This window comes from Chryseobacterium sp. ERMR1:04 (assembly GCF_001297705.1).
Lineage (GTDB): Bacteria > Bacteroidota > Bacteroidia > Flavobacteriales > Weeksellaceae > Chryseobacterium.
In genome coordinates, this window is record NZ_LIRF01000010.1 from 68877 (window position 1) to 86645 (window position 17769).

The 17769-nt window shown below is 34.5% G+C and carries 16 protein-coding genes; 13 read left to right on the forward strand and 3 right to left on the reverse strand.

Annotation, left to right across the window (positions count from 1 at the left end; translation table 11 throughout):
- Positions 1-90: 90 nt before the first annotated feature.
- The 3 genes from cdd to AMQ68_RS23820 all read right to left on the reverse strand — a co-directional run bounded on the left by cdd (position 91) and on the right by AMQ68_RS23820 (position 4205).
- The gene (gene cdd, locus AMQ68_RS23810; protein ID WP_054513102.1) at positions 91-573 is read right to left on the reverse strand and encodes a cytidine deaminase; all 483 of its coding nucleotides are present in this window, start codon (positions 571-573) and stop codon (positions 91-93) included.
- Between the two features lie 218 nt (positions 574-791).
- Complete coding sequence (locus tag AMQ68_RS23815) at positions 792-2090, reverse strand: hypothetical protein (protein WP_054513103.1); 1299 nt, start codon at positions 2088-2090, stop codon at positions 792-794.
- Between the two features lie 819 nt (positions 2091-2909).
- Positions 2910-4205, reverse strand: coding sequence for a hypothetical protein (locus AMQ68_RS23820; RefSeq protein ID WP_054513104.1), 1296 nt, complete (start codon positions 4203-4205; stop codon positions 2910-2912).
- Positions 4206-4802: 597 nt separating this feature from the next.
- On the opposite strand from AMQ68_RS23820, the gene namA reads away from it, so the two are divergent.
- The 13 genes from namA (at position 4803) to AMQ68_RS23880 (ending at position 17768) form a co-directional block, all read left to right on the forward strand.
- The gene (gene namA, locus AMQ68_RS23825) at positions 4803-5855 is read left to right on the forward strand and encodes an NADPH dehydrogenase NamA (RefSeq protein WP_054513105.1); all 1053 of its coding nucleotides are present in this window, start codon (positions 4803-4805) and stop codon (positions 5853-5855) included.
- 28 nt (positions 5856-5883) lie between these two features.
- Entirely contained in the window at positions 5884-6177 is a 294-nt protein-coding gene (locus AMQ68_RS23830) for a DUF2752 domain-containing protein (protein ID WP_054513106.1), read from the forward strand.
- 21 nt (positions 6178-6198) lie between these two features.
- Positions 6199-6531: a CCC motif membrane protein gene (locus AMQ68_RS23835; RefSeq protein WP_054513107.1), complete on the forward strand. Its 333-nt coding sequence runs from the start codon at positions 6199-6201 to the stop codon at positions 6529-6531.
- A 239-nt stretch (positions 6532-6770) separates the two neighbouring features.
- A complete protein-coding gene (tssD, locus tag AMQ68_RS23840; protein ID WP_054513108.1) occupies positions 6771-7178 on the forward strand; it encodes a type VI secretion system tube protein TssD in 408 nt (135 codons plus the stop codon).
- A gap of 153 nt (positions 7179-7331) precedes the next feature.
- A complete protein-coding gene (locus AMQ68_RS23845; protein ID WP_054513109.1) occupies positions 7332-9263 on the forward strand; it encodes a type VI secretion system Vgr family protein in 1932 nt (643 codons plus the stop codon).
- 2 nt (positions 9264-9265) lie between these two features.
- Positions 9266-9436 (forward strand): hypothetical protein, encoded by a 171-nt coding sequence (locus AMQ68_RS25410; protein ID WP_160318011.1) that lies wholly within the window; start codon positions 9266-9268, stop codon positions 9434-9436.
- On the forward strand, positions 9423-10475 hold the full coding sequence (locus tag AMQ68_RS23850) for a DUF2931 family protein (protein WP_054513110.1): 1053 nt from the start codon (positions 9423-9425) through the stop codon (positions 10473-10475). The genes AMQ68_RS25410 and AMQ68_RS23850 overlap by 14 nt, the downstream gene beginning before the upstream one ends.
- 34 nt (positions 10476-10509) lie before the next feature.
- Positions 10510-11922 carry a DUF2235 domain-containing protein gene (locus tag AMQ68_RS23855; protein WP_054513111.1) on the forward strand — a complete coding sequence of 471 codons (1413 nt, stop codon included), beginning with the start codon at positions 10510-10512 and terminating at the stop codon, positions 11920-11922.
- Between the two features lie 10 nt (positions 11923-11932).
- Positions 11933-12235 (forward strand): hypothetical protein, encoded by a 303-nt coding sequence (locus tag AMQ68_RS23860; RefSeq protein WP_054513112.1) that lies wholly within the window; start codon positions 11933-11935, stop codon positions 12233-12235.
- A 42-nt stretch (positions 12236-12277) separates the two neighbouring features.
- Positions 12278-13321, forward strand: coding sequence for a hypothetical protein (locus tag AMQ68_RS23865; protein WP_123905777.1), 1044 nt, complete (start codon positions 12278-12280; stop codon positions 13319-13321).
- A 29-nt stretch (positions 13322-13350) separates the two neighbouring features.
- The gene (locus tag AMQ68_RS23870) at positions 13351-13854 is read left to right on the forward strand and encodes a DUF4280 domain-containing protein (RefSeq protein ID WP_054513114.1); all 504 of its coding nucleotides are present in this window, start codon (positions 13351-13353) and stop codon (positions 13852-13854) included.
- Between the two features lie 6 nt (positions 13855-13860).
- Positions 13861-16767 carry an OmpA family protein gene (locus AMQ68_RS23875; RefSeq protein ID WP_054513115.1) on the forward strand — a complete coding sequence of 969 codons (2907 nt, stop codon included), beginning with the start codon at positions 13861-13863 and terminating at the stop codon, positions 16765-16767.
- A gap of 5 nt (positions 16768-16772) precedes the next feature.
- Complete coding sequence (locus AMQ68_RS23880; RefSeq protein WP_123905778.1) at positions 16773-17768, forward strand: hypothetical protein; 996 nt, start codon at positions 16773-16775, stop codon at positions 17766-17768.
- Position 17769: the final 1 nt, after the last annotated feature.

Sequence of the window (17769 nt, forward strand, 5' to 3'; positions counted from 1 at the left end):
GGTGAAGCAATCTTATTACAATAAAATGTTAGAATTAGTAAAAGATTGCTTTGTCTCTTTGTTTCTCGGGATTACCCTGTAATTCCCTAGCTATAAAAAGGTAGCGTCAAAATAAAAAGGAAGTAAATCTTTAATAGAATTCACTTTTACCACTTCATCATTCATGCTTGAAAAATAAAGATCTATATTTTCATTTTGCTTTGTTTCGTATTCTATTAAGCTTTGCCTACAGGCTCCACAAGGTGGAATAGGAGGATTCTTCACATTGAATTCTCTTGGACCGCCAACAATAAAGATCTTTTTGATTTTTTCATTCGGAAAATTGGCTGCTACCCAGAATATAGCTGTTCTTTCAGCGCAAAGACCCGACGGAAATGCTGCGTTTTCCTGATTGTTTCCGGAGAATATTTCTCCATTTTCCAGCAAGATCGAACAGCCAACTAAAAAGTTAGAATAAGGAGCATAAGCATTTTCTCTGGCTTGTTTTGCTCTTTCTAACAATGTTTTCTCTATATCACTAAGTTCAACGCTATTTTTGAAATATTCGTAACGTACCTGTATGTCTTTTTTCATATATTATCGACCTAAAAAAGGGTGACAAAACTACCTCTTTTTCATCAAATGGGCAATATTCAGAGCCTTTTAAAATTTCTAAAATAAAGTATTTTGATAAAGTTTATTTTAGAAATTTTAAAAGGCTCTGATTAAAGAAAATAATAGGTGCAGGTTTTGTTTTCAGCAATATGATATTGATACCTGCATAATTATGATATCATGTGATGTTTCTCTGGTTAAAATCCTCTAGCATTTAAAAGGTAAGCCATAATATTATGAAGAAATATCTCTTGTGGTGTATCAATTACGGTACCTGTAATATTAGATGATCTATAGACTCCTTCATCCCAAGAGAAGATTGCTCTTCCTCCGGTGCCAGTTTTCCAAAGTGCAATGTCATTTGTAGAAGCTGTTTCAGTGGCAAGTACTACAGATCCTGAAGCTAACTGACTAAGCAATATTCTTCCTTGTTGCCCAAACCCAGTGATGCTGGCATTTGTTCCGGTTCCAAAAACTCCATTATTCGTAGTGTCTGTGGTTGTTACTCCGTTCGTTGCTCCGGCTCCTACGCTTCCTGTACCACCAAAAGTTTGGAAAATAGCAGTGTTGAAGCTTTGGTCAAGAAGTATAGTGGCAACGCCTCCTCCGTCTACGTATCCTTTAATTTTAAGGCTACTTGCAGCATCTATTTCAGTATTTGCACCTATACAGATAACATCATAATTGGCAAGTAAACTTGCAGCTGTAGCCGATCCTAAAATACTTGTAATATCGATAAAATTAAATCCACCAATTTTATTGTAAGTTCCCGTAGGACCATAATTAGCCGTATTGGTAAGTTGCGAGTTAAATGTTGAAAAAGTAGAAGTTCCTATTGAATAAGCAGTGCCCCAATAGGCAAAACGTACCCCAGGTGCAACGGTTACAGAATTAGAACAGTTTAATGATAGTTTAGACCATGTTCCTGTAAGTGTACCTTTGTTATTGGGTGTTCCTGTAATAGTATACGTTAACATTTGCGATTGCCCGGCATTAAGAGTTGCTGTAGTAGGACTTACAGAAGATACTGTTAAACCAGTAACTCCACTTAAAACAAGATCGCTTGGTTGAAGATTAAGAGTGGAGGTGGAAAAGGAATTATTTGTAATTGTTACCGTAAATGTTGTTCCACTTAGGGGAATGTTGCTTGTGTAACTGCCTGTAAAACCATTTTGCGTACAGTCTGCAATAATAGTCGAAGTAGATGGCCCACAGGTGTCACATAGGCAATTAGACCATGTACTTCCATTGTAAAATTTAACACACTTCTCAGTATTATCATACATAACGGTTCCTTCTGCTAATGCTCCCCCTTGAGGGTTTGTCATATTGGTGGGACTATTATTGGTTGGTAGCACTAAGCCTTTATTATTGGTTGTAGGAGAATTGATATCTAAAGCTCCTCGAGGAGAAGTTGTACCTATACCTACTTGACAAGATCCCTGAGCGTAGATAAAAATGCTTAATAATAGGATCCAAGAATGTAAGTTTTTCATAACAATTTGATTTTTTGGGATTAAGGAATTTTGGTTGCTAATTAATAATAAATTTTTCTTCAAAAATATCTTAGTTTTTCCTTTATCCTGATTTTTGTCCTATTAATAATTGTTAATTGTTTTTGCTTTTAAATGTTGTTTTTTGTTAATTTTTACAATTATAGATGTTTATTTGTTATACATATGGTGAATATGTGTTGTTAATTGTATTTATGATTGCGTCCCTTTTGAATTAGGCTTTACATTGCCGATTATTTCATTATTATTTTAGAGTGTCTCAAAGATGAATGTTTATTTGTCTCAGAAATGGTTGAAAATATGTACTGTAATATATTTTACTTTCAGTCTCTAATGTGATCTTCTTTTGATTGTCTACGTAGCAATGGTTATGTGTTAGTAAAGTAACGGCGCATCTTGTGTGGGGTACTAAGTATCGTTTTTCCAGTTCTTGAAGTTATTATCAAGTTAAATTGTTGTAGTGTTTTGGTTCAAATGTCTTATAATAAGTATGTTATTGTTTTTGAAGGTGTTGTTTCAAAATATTATGTTCATATAGAATATTGTCCGAATAAGAATATAAGTACATTTATTAAACTTCGTCCTTTGAAAAGTTCAAGGAAACTACGCGTTGAATTTCATGAATTGAAGCAGCCTTATTTGGAGTGTTTTTGGATCATGAATCCGTTAACTCAAAACTCAGTTCATAAATAACCTGTGATATTTTCAATTTCTTGAAGTGATCACAGGTTATATGTAAATATAAAATAGTTTTTTTTGTTTTAGGAATATGATACCTGCTTACTATGATGCGATACTTCTCTAAAACCCTCTAGCATTTAAAAGATAGGCTATAATATTATGAAGGAAGATCTCTTGCGGGGTATCAATTACATTACCTGTAATATTAGACGATCTATATACACCTTCATCCCAGGCGAATACGGCTCTTCCTCCGCTATCTGTTTTCCAAAGTGCGATGTCATTTGTAGAAGCTGTTTCAGTGGCAAGTACTACAGATCCTGGAGCTAATTGACTAAGCAATATTCTTCCGTGTTGCCCTAATCCAGTGATGCTGGCATTTGTTCCATCTCCAAATACTCCAGTATTTGTAGCATCTGTTGTTGTTATTCCATTTACTCCTCCACTTCCTATGGTTCCTGTATTGCCAAAAGCCTGGAAAACAGCTGTGTTAAAGTCCTCATCAAGAAGTATAATAGCAACACCTCCTCCATCTACAAATCCTTTGATTTTACTACTGTCCGTATCATCCAGCTCAGTTTCTGCGCCTATACAAATAATATCATAATTGGCAAGCAAGCTCGGAACTGTAGCTGTATCTAGAATATCTGAGATATCAATAAAGCTAAACCCTCCAATTTTATTATAAGTTCCTGTAGCACCATAATTAGCTGTATTGCTAAGTTGTGAATTAAATTCGGGAAAAGTAGCACTTCCTATTGAATAAGTGTCCCAATAGGCAAAACGTACTCCTGGTAGAACGGTTACGGTATTAGAACAGTTCAGCGTTAGCTTAGACCATGTTCCTGTAAGGGTACCTGTATTATTTGGTGTTCCTGTAATAGTATATGTTACCACTTGCGATTGCCCAGAATTAAGAGTAGCTGTAGTAGGGCTTACAGATGATACTGTTAAACCGGAAACTCCACTTAAAACAAGATCACTTGTTTGAAAACCAAGATTGGCTGTAGAAAAAGAGTTATTTGCAAGGGTTACCGTAAATGTTGTGCCACTTAATGGAATATTAGTTGTATAGCTACCCGTAAAACCATTTTGTGTACAGTCTGCACTAAGGGTGGGAGTAGGTGCTCCACAAGTGTCACATAGACAATTGGACCAAACACTTCCATTATAAAATTTAACACACTTCTGAGTATTATCATACATGACAGTTCCTTCTGCTAATGATCCCCCTTGTGGATTCGTCATATTGGTGGGATTACTATTGGTAGGTAACACTAAACCTTTATTATTGGTTGTAGGAGAATTGATATCCAAAGCGCCTCTGGGAGATGTTGTACCTATGCCTACTTGACAAGATCCATTAACGTACATAAAAATGCTTAATAATAGGATCCAAGAATGTAAATTTTTCATAATAATTTAATTTTTTTTTGTTTTTACCAAAATATCTCGGTTTTGCTATTATTATGATTTTCAAATTGTTAATGATTATTAATTGTTTTGGTTTTTAATTGCAAAAAATGTTAACTTTTAAATGTGTAATCATTTGTTTTTCAGTTGTATATTGGATTGGTTTGTTAAGTTGATTCTATCATTTTTTACTTTTTGGATTGCTTTTAGCCTACTTGTAAGCTGGTTCACTGCTATTTTAAAATTTCTAAGAGCCTGTTTAAATTTTAATAATTTCATTTTTCATGAACAATTTTTCATGCATCCTTGATTTTCAACACTAAGATTACGTAAGGTTTTTAGAATATTAAGTTTGAGCTTCACTTTAAGACTTCACGCTTAAGGAAATCTGTAGACTTTTTCTTAATCTCCTTAACAACTAAAATTATCCTTATTGGGCTACAATTTTCACACAGCAATTATTAGCTGAAGTTTAAACAACCTCTCATAGATTAATGTTTGTTTTTTGTAAAGAAGTCGTCAATTTAAACCTGTGTTCATGTAAATAAGATATTTTAATGATACTAATTTTTGTAATTTTAAATCTTAAAAATTTAAACAATGTTATACACTCCTATACAATTTAGAAATGTTGAATTAAAAAATAGATGGGTAATGTCTCCCATGTGTATGTATTCTTGTGAAAATGGGATGGCCAATGATTTCCATTTTGTGCATTATGGAAGCAGATCACAGGGAGGAACAGGATTAATTATGGTGGAAGCAACCGGCGTGGAACCTCAAGGGAGGATCACAAACCATTGTATGGGAATCTGGAATGATGAACAGGCTGAAAAACTACAGCGAATTGTGGAGTTTGTACACAAAAATTCGGATAGCAAGATGGGGATTCAAATTGCCCACGCAGGAAGAAAAGGTTCAACATGGAATAATCTTCAAATTCCTGTTGAGGAAGGTTGGGAAACTGTGGCACCAAGCCCAATTCCTTATCATCCGACCGAGCGAATTCCGCATGTTTTAACGATAGAAGAGATTAAAGAACAAATTCAAAACTTTAAAGATGCAGCAAGAAGAGCGGTGAAAGCAGGTTTTGATGTAATTGAAATTCATGGAGCACACGGATATTTGGTTCACCAGTTTCTGTCTCCGCTTTCTAATATCAGAACCGATGAATATGGAGGAAGCTTTGAAAATAGAATTAGATTTTTATTGGAAATTGTAGATGCTGTAAATGAAGAATTGAATGAAAATGTAGCTCTTTTTGTAAGAATTTCAGGAACTGAATATGCTGAAAACGGTTGGGATATTGCGAGCAGTGTAGAATTGGCGAAAATATTAAAAAATCATTCGGTTGATTTAGTTGATGTTTCAAGTGGTGGAAATATTCATGGCGCAAAAATTTCTGTTTTTGACGGGTACCAAGTTCCGTTTTCTTCACAAGTAAGAAATGAAGCAGAAGTAAAAACAGGAGCGGTAGGCCTTATTACCAAAATAGAGCAGGCGGAAGAAATTCTTCAAAAAGGTGATGCCGACTTAATTTTTGTTGCAAGAGAGATTTTAAGAAATCCGTATATTGCAGTCCAGGGATCTTTTGAAATGAAGGAAGAATGTTTTTTTCCACATCAATATTTAAGAGCAAAAATTTCTTCTTAATTTTATCCAAATTAATATAGTTCAAAAAATGAAGATTGAAGATTTCATGTTATCGTGCCCAAGTAAAAAGTTCTTAGGAATAGAATGTTTTGGATGCGGTGCGCAAAGAGCTATTGTGATGGTTTTTGAAGGGAGATTCTCTGAAGCTTTTCATATGTTTCCAGCTGTTTATACGCTGTTGATGTTTTTATTCACAGTAGGACTTAGCTTTGTTGACAAGAAAAGGAATTACGGAAATATTTTAATTATAATGGCGGTTGCTAATTCTATTATAATGGTAATTGCTTATTTTTACAAACATTTTTATTTAAATACACACTAAATCAACATTAAAATTATAACTATGAATCAACAGAAATTACCAAATGCTACTGCTGTACTTGTTTTAGGAATCGTCTCTATTATCGGTTGCTGCTGCTATGGGGTAGTAGGTATTATTACCGGAATTGTGGGATTATATCTTTTCAAAAAAGATAATATTTTGTACCAACAGAATCCAGATATGTACTCAGATTATAACAATTTGAAAACAGGTAAGATATTATGTATCATTGGTATTGTATTGAGTATTTTATATATTGTATATCTTATCGTCGTTATTTCTACCCTAGGAATGGACGCGATGAAAGATCCTCAATTGATGCAGGAAAGATTAAAAGAATTAATGGGACAATAATTAATTTCAAATAAATAGAGAAGACCGCAAGTTGCGGTCTTTTTTTATGGCCTTTCTGGAATGATTGGCTTTTTGTTTTTTAGTACACTTATTATTTTTTAACTAACACTTGTTAGTCGTAGAACTACTACAAAATATGAAATAGTGCGATAAAAGTTTTTTGAATCAAAATAGGCTATCTATATTTGTTATAACAAAACATTGAAAAACACAGTGTTAATAATTAAAATTTAGAAATTATGGCAGAGAAAAATTCAAGAGGAATTTTAAAATTCAACGGAAGCGAAGGGCAAAAGTTATTAAAACTTAATTACAGTGTCGCAAGATCTACAGATGTTTCAGGACGTGTAGCATCAGACCCGTCAAATGCAATTATTAAGTTAACTATTGAAGCTACAGAAAAGTCTGAAATTTTAGAAAGTTTACTAAACGGTAAATACAAACCAACAAGCGGAGAAGTTACTTTCAATAAATCTCATGAAGAGGGAACATTGATCACTCTTAACTGGGAAAATGGATATGTAATTCAACACGAAGTAGATTTCGACGCAGTAGACCAAAACTCTATGTTGATCAGTTTCGTGATCAGTGCAGAAAAAATCAACTATGGAAATTCTGCTTACGAAGGACTTTGGCCATCAAGCTAATTTCCAAGGAGTGAGCAATATGTATAAAAGACTGTCCCCCAAGACGGTCTTTTTTCACCTGTAATTTGTAAAGTGAAAAAATATTTTTCATTATAAACCTCATTTTTACGAATAATTTTTTATATTTTTAATAAACATCACAATCACAAAATTATGTCTATTATACCTGAAGGGGTTCGAGGCTCATCGTTTCGTCCTTCCCAAAATGCAGATGGAATCTCTGAAAATCATCACACTGGTATCAACCGTTTGGTGAAGTTATCTTTAGTAATTGAGGGTAAAGTGATTAAATATTTTAAACATTTTAAACTGAAACAAAGTGCACAGCGCCATCATGAGTTTACCCTTACCTTAGCCCACGATACATTAGGAGACCGCCAGACCCATACGCTAGAAGAAGCGAATAAATTCTTAGGAAAACGGTTAACGGTTGTTATTGCTTACAAAGATATCGAAAAGAGTCCTGAAAGAACTTTTGTAGGAGTTATTACGGGAGTAGGGTTCAGTCAGGAGAAAATGAGTCTTGGAAATGTTGTATTAACTGGTTACAGTCCAACGATTTTATTGGATGGTGCGCCACATATTCAAAGTTTTGGAGGAACTCAACCTGTGAATATGGGAATCATTGCAGAAGAAGTGATCAAGCAAGGAATTGATAAAAGCCGCTTTGATATCAGGGTTGACACCAATGATTATTCACAGATTATCTACAGCAGCCAGTATGATGAGACCCATTATAATTATCTGGCAAGAATGGCTGAGGCGTATGGTGAGCAATTCTATTATGACGGTGAAGTTCTGCATTTCGGAAAGCTTCCGCCTCAAAATAAACCCATCAATATTGTATATGGCAGCAGTGCCAATGATATCAAAGTAGAATTGAGAGCAGTACACACAAAACCTCAGTTTTACGGTTATAACAGTAATAAAAACCAGAAACTGACTTCCGGTTCAACCCCCATTAAACATGTAGGAGATCTTGCGCAAACGGCTTATGCACACAACGATAAAATATTTAAAACACCTTCTTTACGTATAGCTCCGGTGAAAGCATCAACGCATTTAGATGTAGAATATTCTCAGAAAAGCACCTCGGGAAGTGAAGCTGTAAATGTTTTCAATTTATCCGGTTCTACCACGGTTCCGTTTTTACATCCGGGTTGTGTGGTAGATGTTCAGATGCGTAAACCAGACAGCAATGAGACCTCCTATTTCACAAGAGTGATGGTCACTGAAACTGAACATGAGGTTGATACCTTAGGGCACTACACAGGTAGTTTTAGCGGAATAGCTTCAGATACCGGATTTTTACCTAAACCAGAATTCACAATCCCTAAAGCTGAACCACAAATAGCAACTGTAATTTCAAATACTGATCCTGAGGGTCAGGGTAGAGTTCAGGTAAGATTTGACTGGCAGACTAACGATACCACCCATTTTATAAGAATGATGAGCCCTGATGCAGGAGGTACAGATCAGATCACTCAAAACAGAGGCTATGTTGCCATTCCTGAAGTGGGAGATCAGGTGATGATTAGTTTTGTACACAATCATCCTGACAGACCTTTTGTAATGGGCGGAATGTTCCATGGCGGAATTGGCTTGGGAGGAGGATTGAATAATCATCTAAAATCAATTCAGACAAGAAGTGGAATCCGAATTTTGATGAATGATGAAGAAGGAAGTGTAAAAATTGTTGATCCTAGTGGAAACATCTATTTTATGGATGGGAAAGGAAATATCAGCTTAAATGCGCCCAAAAATTTCACGCTGTATGCAGGCGAAAATATTAATATTACGGCAGGAAAAGAAATTGTGGTAGACGCTGGTGAAAGTATTTCAAGTACGGCTAACCATAATATCAATTCTACAGCAGGAGCTGATATTGTTCAAAATGCGGCAGGAGATATCAGAGAAACTTCAGATACAAGAACCGAGATGGTAGAAAAAGAATTCAAGAGACAGTCTGAAACTTCTCATGAAGTAGCCGGAGAAATCTCCATGTTCAGCGAAAAAGAAAATATGACCATGCAAAGTGGAAAGATCGTAGAATTCAACAGTGCTGAAAAATCTAAACTTTTTTAATTATGGCTATAAGAAAGACTGCTAAAAATATACTGATCAAAGTAAACGATTCCTATTATTTAACCGTGGGACAGAAGGTTGAAAAAATCGCTGGAAAGATCAATACAGAAGCTAAAAAAGGAAACCTTGTTTTGGCAAGTAATAAAAAAATAATGTCCCATGGGAATAAGTAAACTAAAAATACTGATTCTCTTTGTGGTAGGTGGTTTTTCACTGGCAAGTTGTCAAAATAAGAAAATGGAAGAAAAATATAATTGGTTAGGAACCCTCTCTGCACCGCAGGAATATCCCATGGAAATTTATAAAGGAGCTATTATTGCGGATGATTTTACGTATGGCTTTGATGCCATCTGGGGGACCCAAAATACGGGTTGGGGAAATGAAGGCGGAACAATGAGTGTAAGTACTCAGCATATGGATATTCCTTCTCAGCTAGAGTTTACGTGGTATTCTCTTGTTGAAAATAAATTTTATACCGGAAAATGGGATTTAGATAAAAATAAAATAACCGAATTATTTAAAAAAGGCTTTATAGATCAGGATACGCAGAAGAAAACGACTTATAGTAATTTTATTGTAGGATTGGCTCCCAAAGGAAGAGTGGTTTTATGGATCAACGGCCCGGGAAATCAAAAAGAAGTTGGCGTTTTTCAGGCGCATGATACCATTATTACAAAAGAGAAAGCCTACGAAAATGCAAAATATATGTTGAAAGAAGGTTTTGCAGACCGAATGCTGAATGATCCGGCTTATGAAACCTTTAAGCCTGAGGTAAGAGCAAAAATAAAAGAACAGGGCTATCCGGCTTCGGATGTTTATGATGTCTACAGAGAAAGATATAACTGGAAACCTTCTGTCATATTACCTGAAGGCGCAGAGTGGATAGATTTCGGGTTTAAGAATTATAACGGCGAGCAGGAAAACCTTTTTGGTGAAAGTTTACAAAAAGATTCTTATCAGAAAAGAGCCGTTCCAAAATTCTGCGGTTTTTACTGGAGAGATAAAAATAAAAACAGATATGCGGTATGGATTGATTCTTTTGATGAGAAGGAAATATTTGAACGGTTCCAAAAAATTGGGAAGGAAGAAAATATAGACTTTATTATTAAAGTTGATGACAATAATACCGGCGTTTCGCTGTCATTAAAGACCGAAAAGCAAACAATTCCTATTACGAAAGCAAAGATCAGATTATCTCAGAAAATAGAATAAGTACTCTTTATTTATCAATTTTAAAATAAGAATTATGCCCAATAATATATTTGGAGATTATACACCAACCATAACACAAGAAGAGGTATTAGATATTACTCTTGGGGTATTTTTTGATGGTACGTTGAATAACAAAACCAATACCATCGAAAGAAGGGAAGAAACTGCTGCATATAAGAAAAAAGGAGGTAAGCCTACCGATAATAACAGTTATAATAATGACTGGAGTAATGTAGCACGTCTATGGGATAATTACGATAAAAACTTTGGCATCTACATAGAAGGGATTGGTACAGAAGATAAGGAAGGAGATTCTATGATGGGGTATGCCTTCGGATCTGGAGATACCGGAATCCGGGGAAAGGTGAGAAAAGGATGTGAAGAAATTGTAAAAAAAGTAAAAAATATTAAAGGCTCAAAAAAAGCAGATCGAATAGCCGTTCTTACTTTCGACGTTTTCGGTTTCAGCCGTGGTGCCGCTGCGGCCCGAAATTTTCTCCATGAAATATCAAAATCAAAATATAAAGCTACTTCAAGAACCTATTCCAACGAAGGAATGACTGTGACTGTTCTTTCTGACAGTGATGGCAGTGGAGTAGAAGGTAAGGAACTTCCAAAATGGGGACATTTAGGCCTCAAATTGCAGGAAGCCGGAATTACAGTTGAAGTACTAAAAGTTAGATTTTTAGGAATTTATGATACCGTTTCTTCTTATTCTAAAAACTTTTCTGCAACCCCGAACTTTCACAATGATGTGGAAGAATTAGGGTTGAATGATATAGGGAAAGCACAGACTGTTATTCATTTTGTAGCAGAAAACGAACACAGAGAAAATTTTGATTTAACGAATGTGCATATCGGAATAGAAAAAATATTTCCTGGCGTACACTGTGATGTAGGCGGCGCGTATGAAGATGGAACAGAGACCTGGGAGGAAGTGGAAACTTCTTGGACAACCACTACAAAATTAAAGAACTTAAGAAGTCAGCTTATAGCAGATGCCTGGTACAAAGAAGACCAACTGAAAATTGTGACAGGATTTTATCATTCATTAACAGGAACTCGGGATTTAGTAAAAAGATACAGTTATATTCCTTTACATTTTATGGCAGAATATGGCGTTCAGAAAACAGTGCCGCTGACGATAAAAAAGCTTACGGATGAAACGTATTCTATTTCAGAAGACCCTTTATTGATAAGGGTAAAAGACCGTCTTCGATCGTATGCCATGGAAAACGGAAAACAATATACCTTCAAGAGATACAAAGAAGTGGAGAATGAATACGGGGGTGCATCGATACCGGAACAGAAATATGCAGACTACCAGGCAGAGATGAAAGAGCAGGATGATTTAAGGATTCTTAGAAATAAATATCTGCATTGGTCGGCAAGAAGAGAAGGCATCGGTATGGATCCAACACCGGATAGAGTAAGAGTATTGCATTAATTTTTATCCCATGAAAAAATATCTGGCAATAAGAATAGGAGTATTATTAATAGGATTTTTATTGATTTACTGTTATGCCCATTGGGATTATTGGTTTCATCCTCATCAATCAATTGGAGGGAACGATGGAATGTCTATTCCCATGGATCTTATTTTAAATATCTGTTGGATGACCATCTGGTGTGTATTACTTTTTATAGAGCTATTAGTGAGTTTTTTTACTTCAAGAAATAAAGAATATAGAACGACAAATATAATATTGGTAATGGTGGGAATCATTTTATTGGCCACCTATATTTTCAATATTAAATAAAATTGCAGGCAGAAAATATAATGCTGTTGACCGATAATGTATATGCAAAAATTTAACAAACATATTGTTCAGAAAACGGATACTTTAAAAAGCGTGGCTGCTTTATACAGCTTATCCACACATGATTTAAAGTTTTTTCATAATAACCATTGCAAAGTTCAGGATATGATCCTGATCGAAATTACCAGACAGGTTGAGCTTTTTATACCAAGAATTTCGGTGGCGGATAAAAGCAGATTAGTCAATTTCGGTCGTGGAAACAGGTTGGTTTTTCAGCCTGAAAATTTATTCTCTATATATGGAGTGGTGATTACTATTGAAAATGGAACCCATAAAAATGAATTGAAATATGAAACTTCTGTACGTTGGTTAAAAACAGAAAACAGATTACACTTTTTTGAAATAGACCGAACTTCAAATTTATATCTGAATGAAGAAGAAGTAAATGAAATAGCCGACCTGTTAGCTTACAAAACATCTAAAGTTTTATATCCGCTACAAGTGAGTGTAGACGAGACCGGAAAATTCAATGATATTGAAAATACCTCGGTGTTTAAAGAAAGATGGGCAAAGGTAAAAGAAGAAGTATACAAAGAATATGATGGTGAAACCGTAGATGAATATTGCTCTAAAATAGAGAAAATACTCAATGAGCCTGATACGTTAAGTTTACTTTTAAAAAATGATTATTTCATTCGAACTTTATTTTTTGGAGTGTATCAAAGTTTTGGTCAGATTTTTAAAATAGAAGGAATAGAAAGTTTTCCGATAGTGAGTAATGTGGTAGAACCCAATTATCAAATAGAGTTTGAGGTCGATCCGGTAAAAGATGAATATAATTTAATCAATATAGAAGGACATGGAACTTTACATGATGAAAGAAGTATATATGATTTTATTAATAAAGCCCCTTTTTCATTAATCATGGAAGATAATCCGGTAATGAATAAAGAAGGAAATTGTAGAATAGTACATTATCTGAACGGAGAAACCTTACTTCCCGAATCAGTATATCTGGAGTGTAGCATGATGCTTCAAGAGGAAAAAAAGATTGCGGTAAGTATTGCAGTAATCAATGAAAATTAGAATTATCACATCACAAAATATAAAATAAAATGGCAGAAAAACATATTGTAGTACAAGGTGCTATTTGCAAATGCCAATTTGGACAGGCTCCGGATAAGCTTAAAGTGCTTACCCATAAGAAAGAATATGCTAACGATAAGGATGCCTCCAAAAAACTTATCGTGACCACCAAAGAAATAGGAGCGGCTACATTTGAAAAAAATACTTTCGGAAACTGTACAAAAATGGGAGTACCGCCTCCGCCATGTAAAATAATGGTGACCGAGTGGCAGAATTTTTATGATAAAGTACAATTGAGTAATGGCGGGTTTATTATTCTGGAAGATAGCAAAGCAATTTGTGCCATTGCAGGAACGCCATGCATCGAGATTATAGATAACGGACAGAGAGCGGAAGCCTGCCAACAAAATTTTAAAAATGCGGATAAAGACGTGCAACAGCAAATCAATCCCCTGGTAGATTCTGAAAGCATGCAAAAGAAAGAAATGGTATACGATATGACGGGAGATGCCATTAAACAAACTCTAAGTTAACTTGACATGGGAAAAGGAGTAAATAATATTGATATCGCCACAAACGAGGTAAATGCAAAAGTCATAAGCCGAGCAGGAAATCGTATTTGTGTTGAAGCGGGCAAACTCATCTGGTTTAAAGTTTCCGAATGGATGTCAGGAACTACAGAGGTCGATAAAAAGAAAGGAACAATCTGGATAAGACAGGACTATACCAGAGAAATGATCATCAATAAAAAAGAGATCGGACCTAGCCAAATATACGGGTATGCTTTTGAAAAAAAAGAATGTGGGGCTTCAGCCTATTATTATATTGAATCCACTCTTTTTGGCAATAGAGATACTAAAAATAATACAGGACTGTACGTAAAAGGATTTTCTCCAGCTTTGCTTGTCAGCAGCAAATGGTCTCTGCAGAACGGGGGTGAGGATCAGCGTGCCCGTAAATTTTCATTTGGAGAGAATGTTTTTCTGAGATTGGAAACAGAAGGCCTGAATCAGCAGACTCTTACAATAGAAGTATATCGCCTCAACAATGAAGTTACTGTTGGTAAAGTGGCAGGGAGAGTCTTTGACAGAAATTATGACCCTACAAAAGATGACGAGCAGACCAAAGTATTTCAGAAGCAGGCTAAAGTCATTCAAGGAGAAGTTAACACAGAATTTACCATTCAGCCGTCTTGGAAGAAAGGAACGGAGGATAACCTGTTTTATGTTAAAGTAAAAGATGGAAACAGTTATGTACAAGATGACAAAAAGCAGATCATCCACGGGAGATATCTGAAGGTTAAAAACAATATTGTTCCCATAAAGCAGAATATGGTAACCCTTACCAATAATGCTCCTGTAAAAGTGGGTGCGGCGGATAAAGAGGTTAAAGTAAATCACCTTTGTACCTATAAACAAATCAATATAGAAGATAATGGCGAAACTTTTGAGGTTTTTAGAGAAGGGCAGACCACTTTCAAAAAAACGTCTCCTGTAGTTCAGTATACAACAGCAAAAGTTCATTTTAACTATGATAAATCTGATATCCGCTCTGAGGCTCGCGATACTTTAAAATACCTGTTAGACTTTTTGCTCTATAACCAACATTTAGATATGACCCTTTCCGGACATGCTGATGACAGGGGAACGTTAGATTATAATCAGGCTCTTTCTGAACGAAGAGCACAAGCAGTAAAAGATTTTTTCGCAAAGGGAGGATTAGATAAAAACAGGATAAAAACCCGAGGATATGGAGAAGTAAGTCCTATTGCTTCTGGAAAAACAGAAGAGGCTTATAAGAAAAACAGAAGGGTAGAAATAGAATTCAGTTATATCGAGTACAACCAAAATGCCCTTTTTTATGAAATGATTGCGCCGGATGCAAACAAAATGAAAGAGATTACGGTAAATGTTTTAAACCGTTCAGATAAAGGTTGTTTCAGGAAAGAAAAGCATAATAAAAATATAATCTATGTAAATGAAACAGATAGTAAAGACCTTGTTCCAAAAACTGGAAATAGTATAAAACAGATTGTTTTTTCTCAACAGTCAGCTTTTCCTAAAAACTATGTATTGTTATTGGGGAAATTTTTAAATCCTATTTCAAAGATCTATTATCAGTTTGCATTCCATATCAATAGTTGCGCGTATTATGCCGACAAAGAGAAAGCAACATTGGAAGTAAGAGTTTACCCGGATGTTATATGGATTGGGCATTTTCAGTATAATGGAGAGGAAACTGTAATGCCTTATTATTTTCATAAGCAAAGCTTTGTCTTAGAGCAGGGAATTTCTGATGTTCTTAATGAATTGAAGGAAACTACTTTTTATAAGATTTACAGGTTAATCCCAGCAAATTTCATTGTTGAGCATACCTTATTGAAATATATTGAAAGTCAGGCAAAAAGCTACTTTTACGGAATCCATACTTACCATAATCGTACAGTGGAGAAGGCTGGGCAAGAGCTTTCCCTTTCGGGTACTCAGACGAATCTAATAAAACAAACTCAATATACAAGATTTGCTGCGGCGGCTGTTATTTATGGTTTTGTTGTAATTGGTATTCTTGTTGAACTTTTAATGATCTACCTTACACGTGGGAAAAATATAACGACAAAACTTGAAAAGTTTGCTAAAATGGCTAAGCGTACAGAAGCTTTTTTGAAAAAAATGGATGATGCAGGAGTAGAATTGATTCCACCAGCTATTGCTGTCAATGCAGGTATGTATTACCAAAAGCAAAAAGATGGGAAGCTGGGAATCGTTTATGAAGTTAATCTAAAAGCTGAACCTCTAATTGCGGTTAATTTTAAAAGAGAATTTGATCTATTAAAATTGATTACTAAAACTATACAAGATATAAAAGGAGCTATGTATCCTAAAGATAAGGAGGCTAAGAAAAAGTTGGATAGTAATAAAGAGAACAATAATAGCATAGCACAATATTTTAAAAGTATAGGAGTACCAGAAATATTAGGAACTATAGAAATACGGGGTGACTTAATGTTTGAACATAATGTAAAATATAGTGTTCTTACCAATAGCTATTCAATAATTGATAAGTTAGGTAACGGAATTTCTACAGCAAAAAATGAAATGCTATTGAAGGAGCAAATTCTTTTTAATGCAGTCATAGAAGGAAAATATGAAGGAGTATTTAAATTTTGTAAATTACAAACTTCAATTGAAGGCAAAGTAAGGTTTACACTCAAGGGAAGTTTAGGGTCAAAGCTAAAATATGGTGTAGATCATAGTGGAGGTAAAGGTTTATTTGTAACTAAAATATTATATAGTTCAGGAGTAGAAGGAACTTATTACGGCAGTTTAGAGGTTAAAGGAATTTTTGGCGTTTTCAAAAAAGAAACTAATGATGGAAAACCTATGCCATTTACTCTTATAGAACCTTTTGAGATGCCATTATATGAAATACAATTATTTAAATCATAAACGAAATGAAAAAATTAATAATAGGTACTATAATAATAACAAGTTTTATGGCTTGTTCACAAAATAAAAAGCAAACTATGCAAAATCCAAATATCAATGCAGGAAATATAGTAGAAGAGATTGTTAAACAAGTTAAGCACTATCCATCTGAAAAAATATATAAAATAAGACATGAAAATGATCTTTGCTATTATGAGATATTATTGAATGATATTCCTGTATTTAGAAATTATGATAATAACGTTCCAGATGCGTTTGAGATAAATAATTCTATTTTTAAGAGTGGGAAACAAACAATAACTTATAGAATGTATCCGGTTGGTAAAAATGAAGAAGGCAATTATAGTACATTAGTTGATGACACAAAATTAAAATTAATGGTAAAATCCTATGATGAAAAGGCTGCAACTGCGAAAGACGTTGTATATAAAGAATATGATGCTCCCCAAATAGAAGAAAAGGGTACTGGAAATTATTCTAAATTTAAATTTGCTGGAGCCGGGAAAACTTATTATGAAGGAAAATTTGATATCAATATAGATGTTCCTTATACACTGAATCCATCTTTCGAAAATGCACAAGATTTAAGAAAAATAAACTCAAAAGAATTGGAGGCAAAAGTACTTAAAGAATATCAGAAAATACGTGAAATATATGTAAGCAAAGAAAAAGATGAGATTGCAAAACTTACATATGACAGACTAAAAGATGATTTAGTGGCAGACTATGCAACAGAAGCAAAGGTAAAAGCAGCATGGAATCAGTTAAATGATGTGATAATTAAAGGTGAAGTTGATATTTTACCTGTGAAAAATTATAAAATGCAATTTTTTGCAAACGGTAAATTAGTGGCCTTATATACAGATGGTACTAATCCTGAAATCCGTGGAGGAAATGCTTTAGTGTGTAAAATCAAATCTGGAGAATTCAAAAATAGCATATTTGAAATAAAACATTTTCTTTATCTTCCTAAAGGGGAGACAGAGTTTAAGGTGTATTAAA

What these genes read in the sequence shown, in the direction of transcription:
- AMQ68_RS23875 (WP_054513115.1), top strand. Translation starts at nt 13,861, where the DNA reads ATGGGAAAAGGAGTAAATAATATTGATATCGCCACAAACGAGGTAAAT.
- AMQ68_RS23830 (WP_054513106.1), top strand. Translation starts at nt 5,884, where the DNA reads ATGAAGATTGAAGATTTCATGTTATCGTGCCCAAGTAAAAAGTTCTTA.
- AMQ68_RS23880 (WP_123905778.1), top strand. Translation starts at nt 16,773, where the DNA reads ATGAAAAAATTAATAATAGGTACTATAATAATAACAAGTTTTATGGCT.
- AMQ68_RS23815 (WP_054513103.1), bottom strand. Translation starts at nt 2,090, where the DNA reads ATGAAAAACTTACATTCTTGGATCCTATTATTAAGCATTTTTATCTAC.
- AMQ68_RS23860 (WP_054513112.1), top strand. Translation starts at nt 11,933, where the DNA reads ATGAAAAAATATCTGGCAATAAGAATAGGAGTATTATTAATAGGATTT.
- cdd (WP_054513102.1), bottom strand. Translation starts at nt 573, where the DNA reads ATGAAAAAAGACATACAGGTACGTTACGAATATTTCAAAAATAGCGTT.
- AMQ68_RS23835 (WP_054513107.1), top strand. Translation starts at nt 6,199, where the DNA reads ATGAATCAACAGAAATTACCAAATGCTACTGCTGTACTTGTTTTAGGA.
- AMQ68_RS25410 (WP_160318011.1), top strand. Translation starts at nt 9,266, where the DNA reads ATGGCTATAAGAAAGACTGCTAAAAATATACTGATCAAAGTAAACGAT.
- AMQ68_RS23850 (WP_054513110.1), top strand. Translation starts at nt 9,423, where the DNA reads ATGGGAATAAGTAAACTAAAAATACTGATTCTCTTTGTGGTAGGTGGT.
- AMQ68_RS23870 (WP_054513114.1), top strand. Translation starts at nt 13,351, where the DNA reads ATGGCAGAAAAACATATTGTAGTACAAGGTGCTATTTGCAAATGCCAA.
- AMQ68_RS23865 (WP_123905777.1), top strand. Translation starts at nt 12,278, where the DNA reads ATGCAAAAATTTAACAAACATATTGTTCAGAAAACGGATACTTTAAAA.
- AMQ68_RS23820 (WP_054513104.1), bottom strand. Translation starts at nt 4,205, where the DNA reads ATGAAAAATTTACATTCTTGGATCCTATTATTAAGCATTTTTATGTAC.
- AMQ68_RS23855 (WP_054513111.1), top strand. Translation starts at nt 10,510, where the DNA reads ATGCCCAATAATATATTTGGAGATTATACACCAACCATAACACAAGAA.
- tssD (WP_054513108.1), top strand. Translation starts at nt 6,771, where the DNA reads ATGGCAGAGAAAAATTCAAGAGGAATTTTAAAATTCAACGGAAGCGAA.
- AMQ68_RS23845 (WP_054513109.1), top strand. Translation starts at nt 7,332, where the DNA reads ATGTCTATTATACCTGAAGGGGTTCGAGGCTCATCGTTTCGTCCTTCC.
- namA (WP_054513105.1), top strand. Translation starts at nt 4,803, where the DNA reads ATGTTATACACTCCTATACAATTTAGAAATGTTGAATTAAAAAATAGA.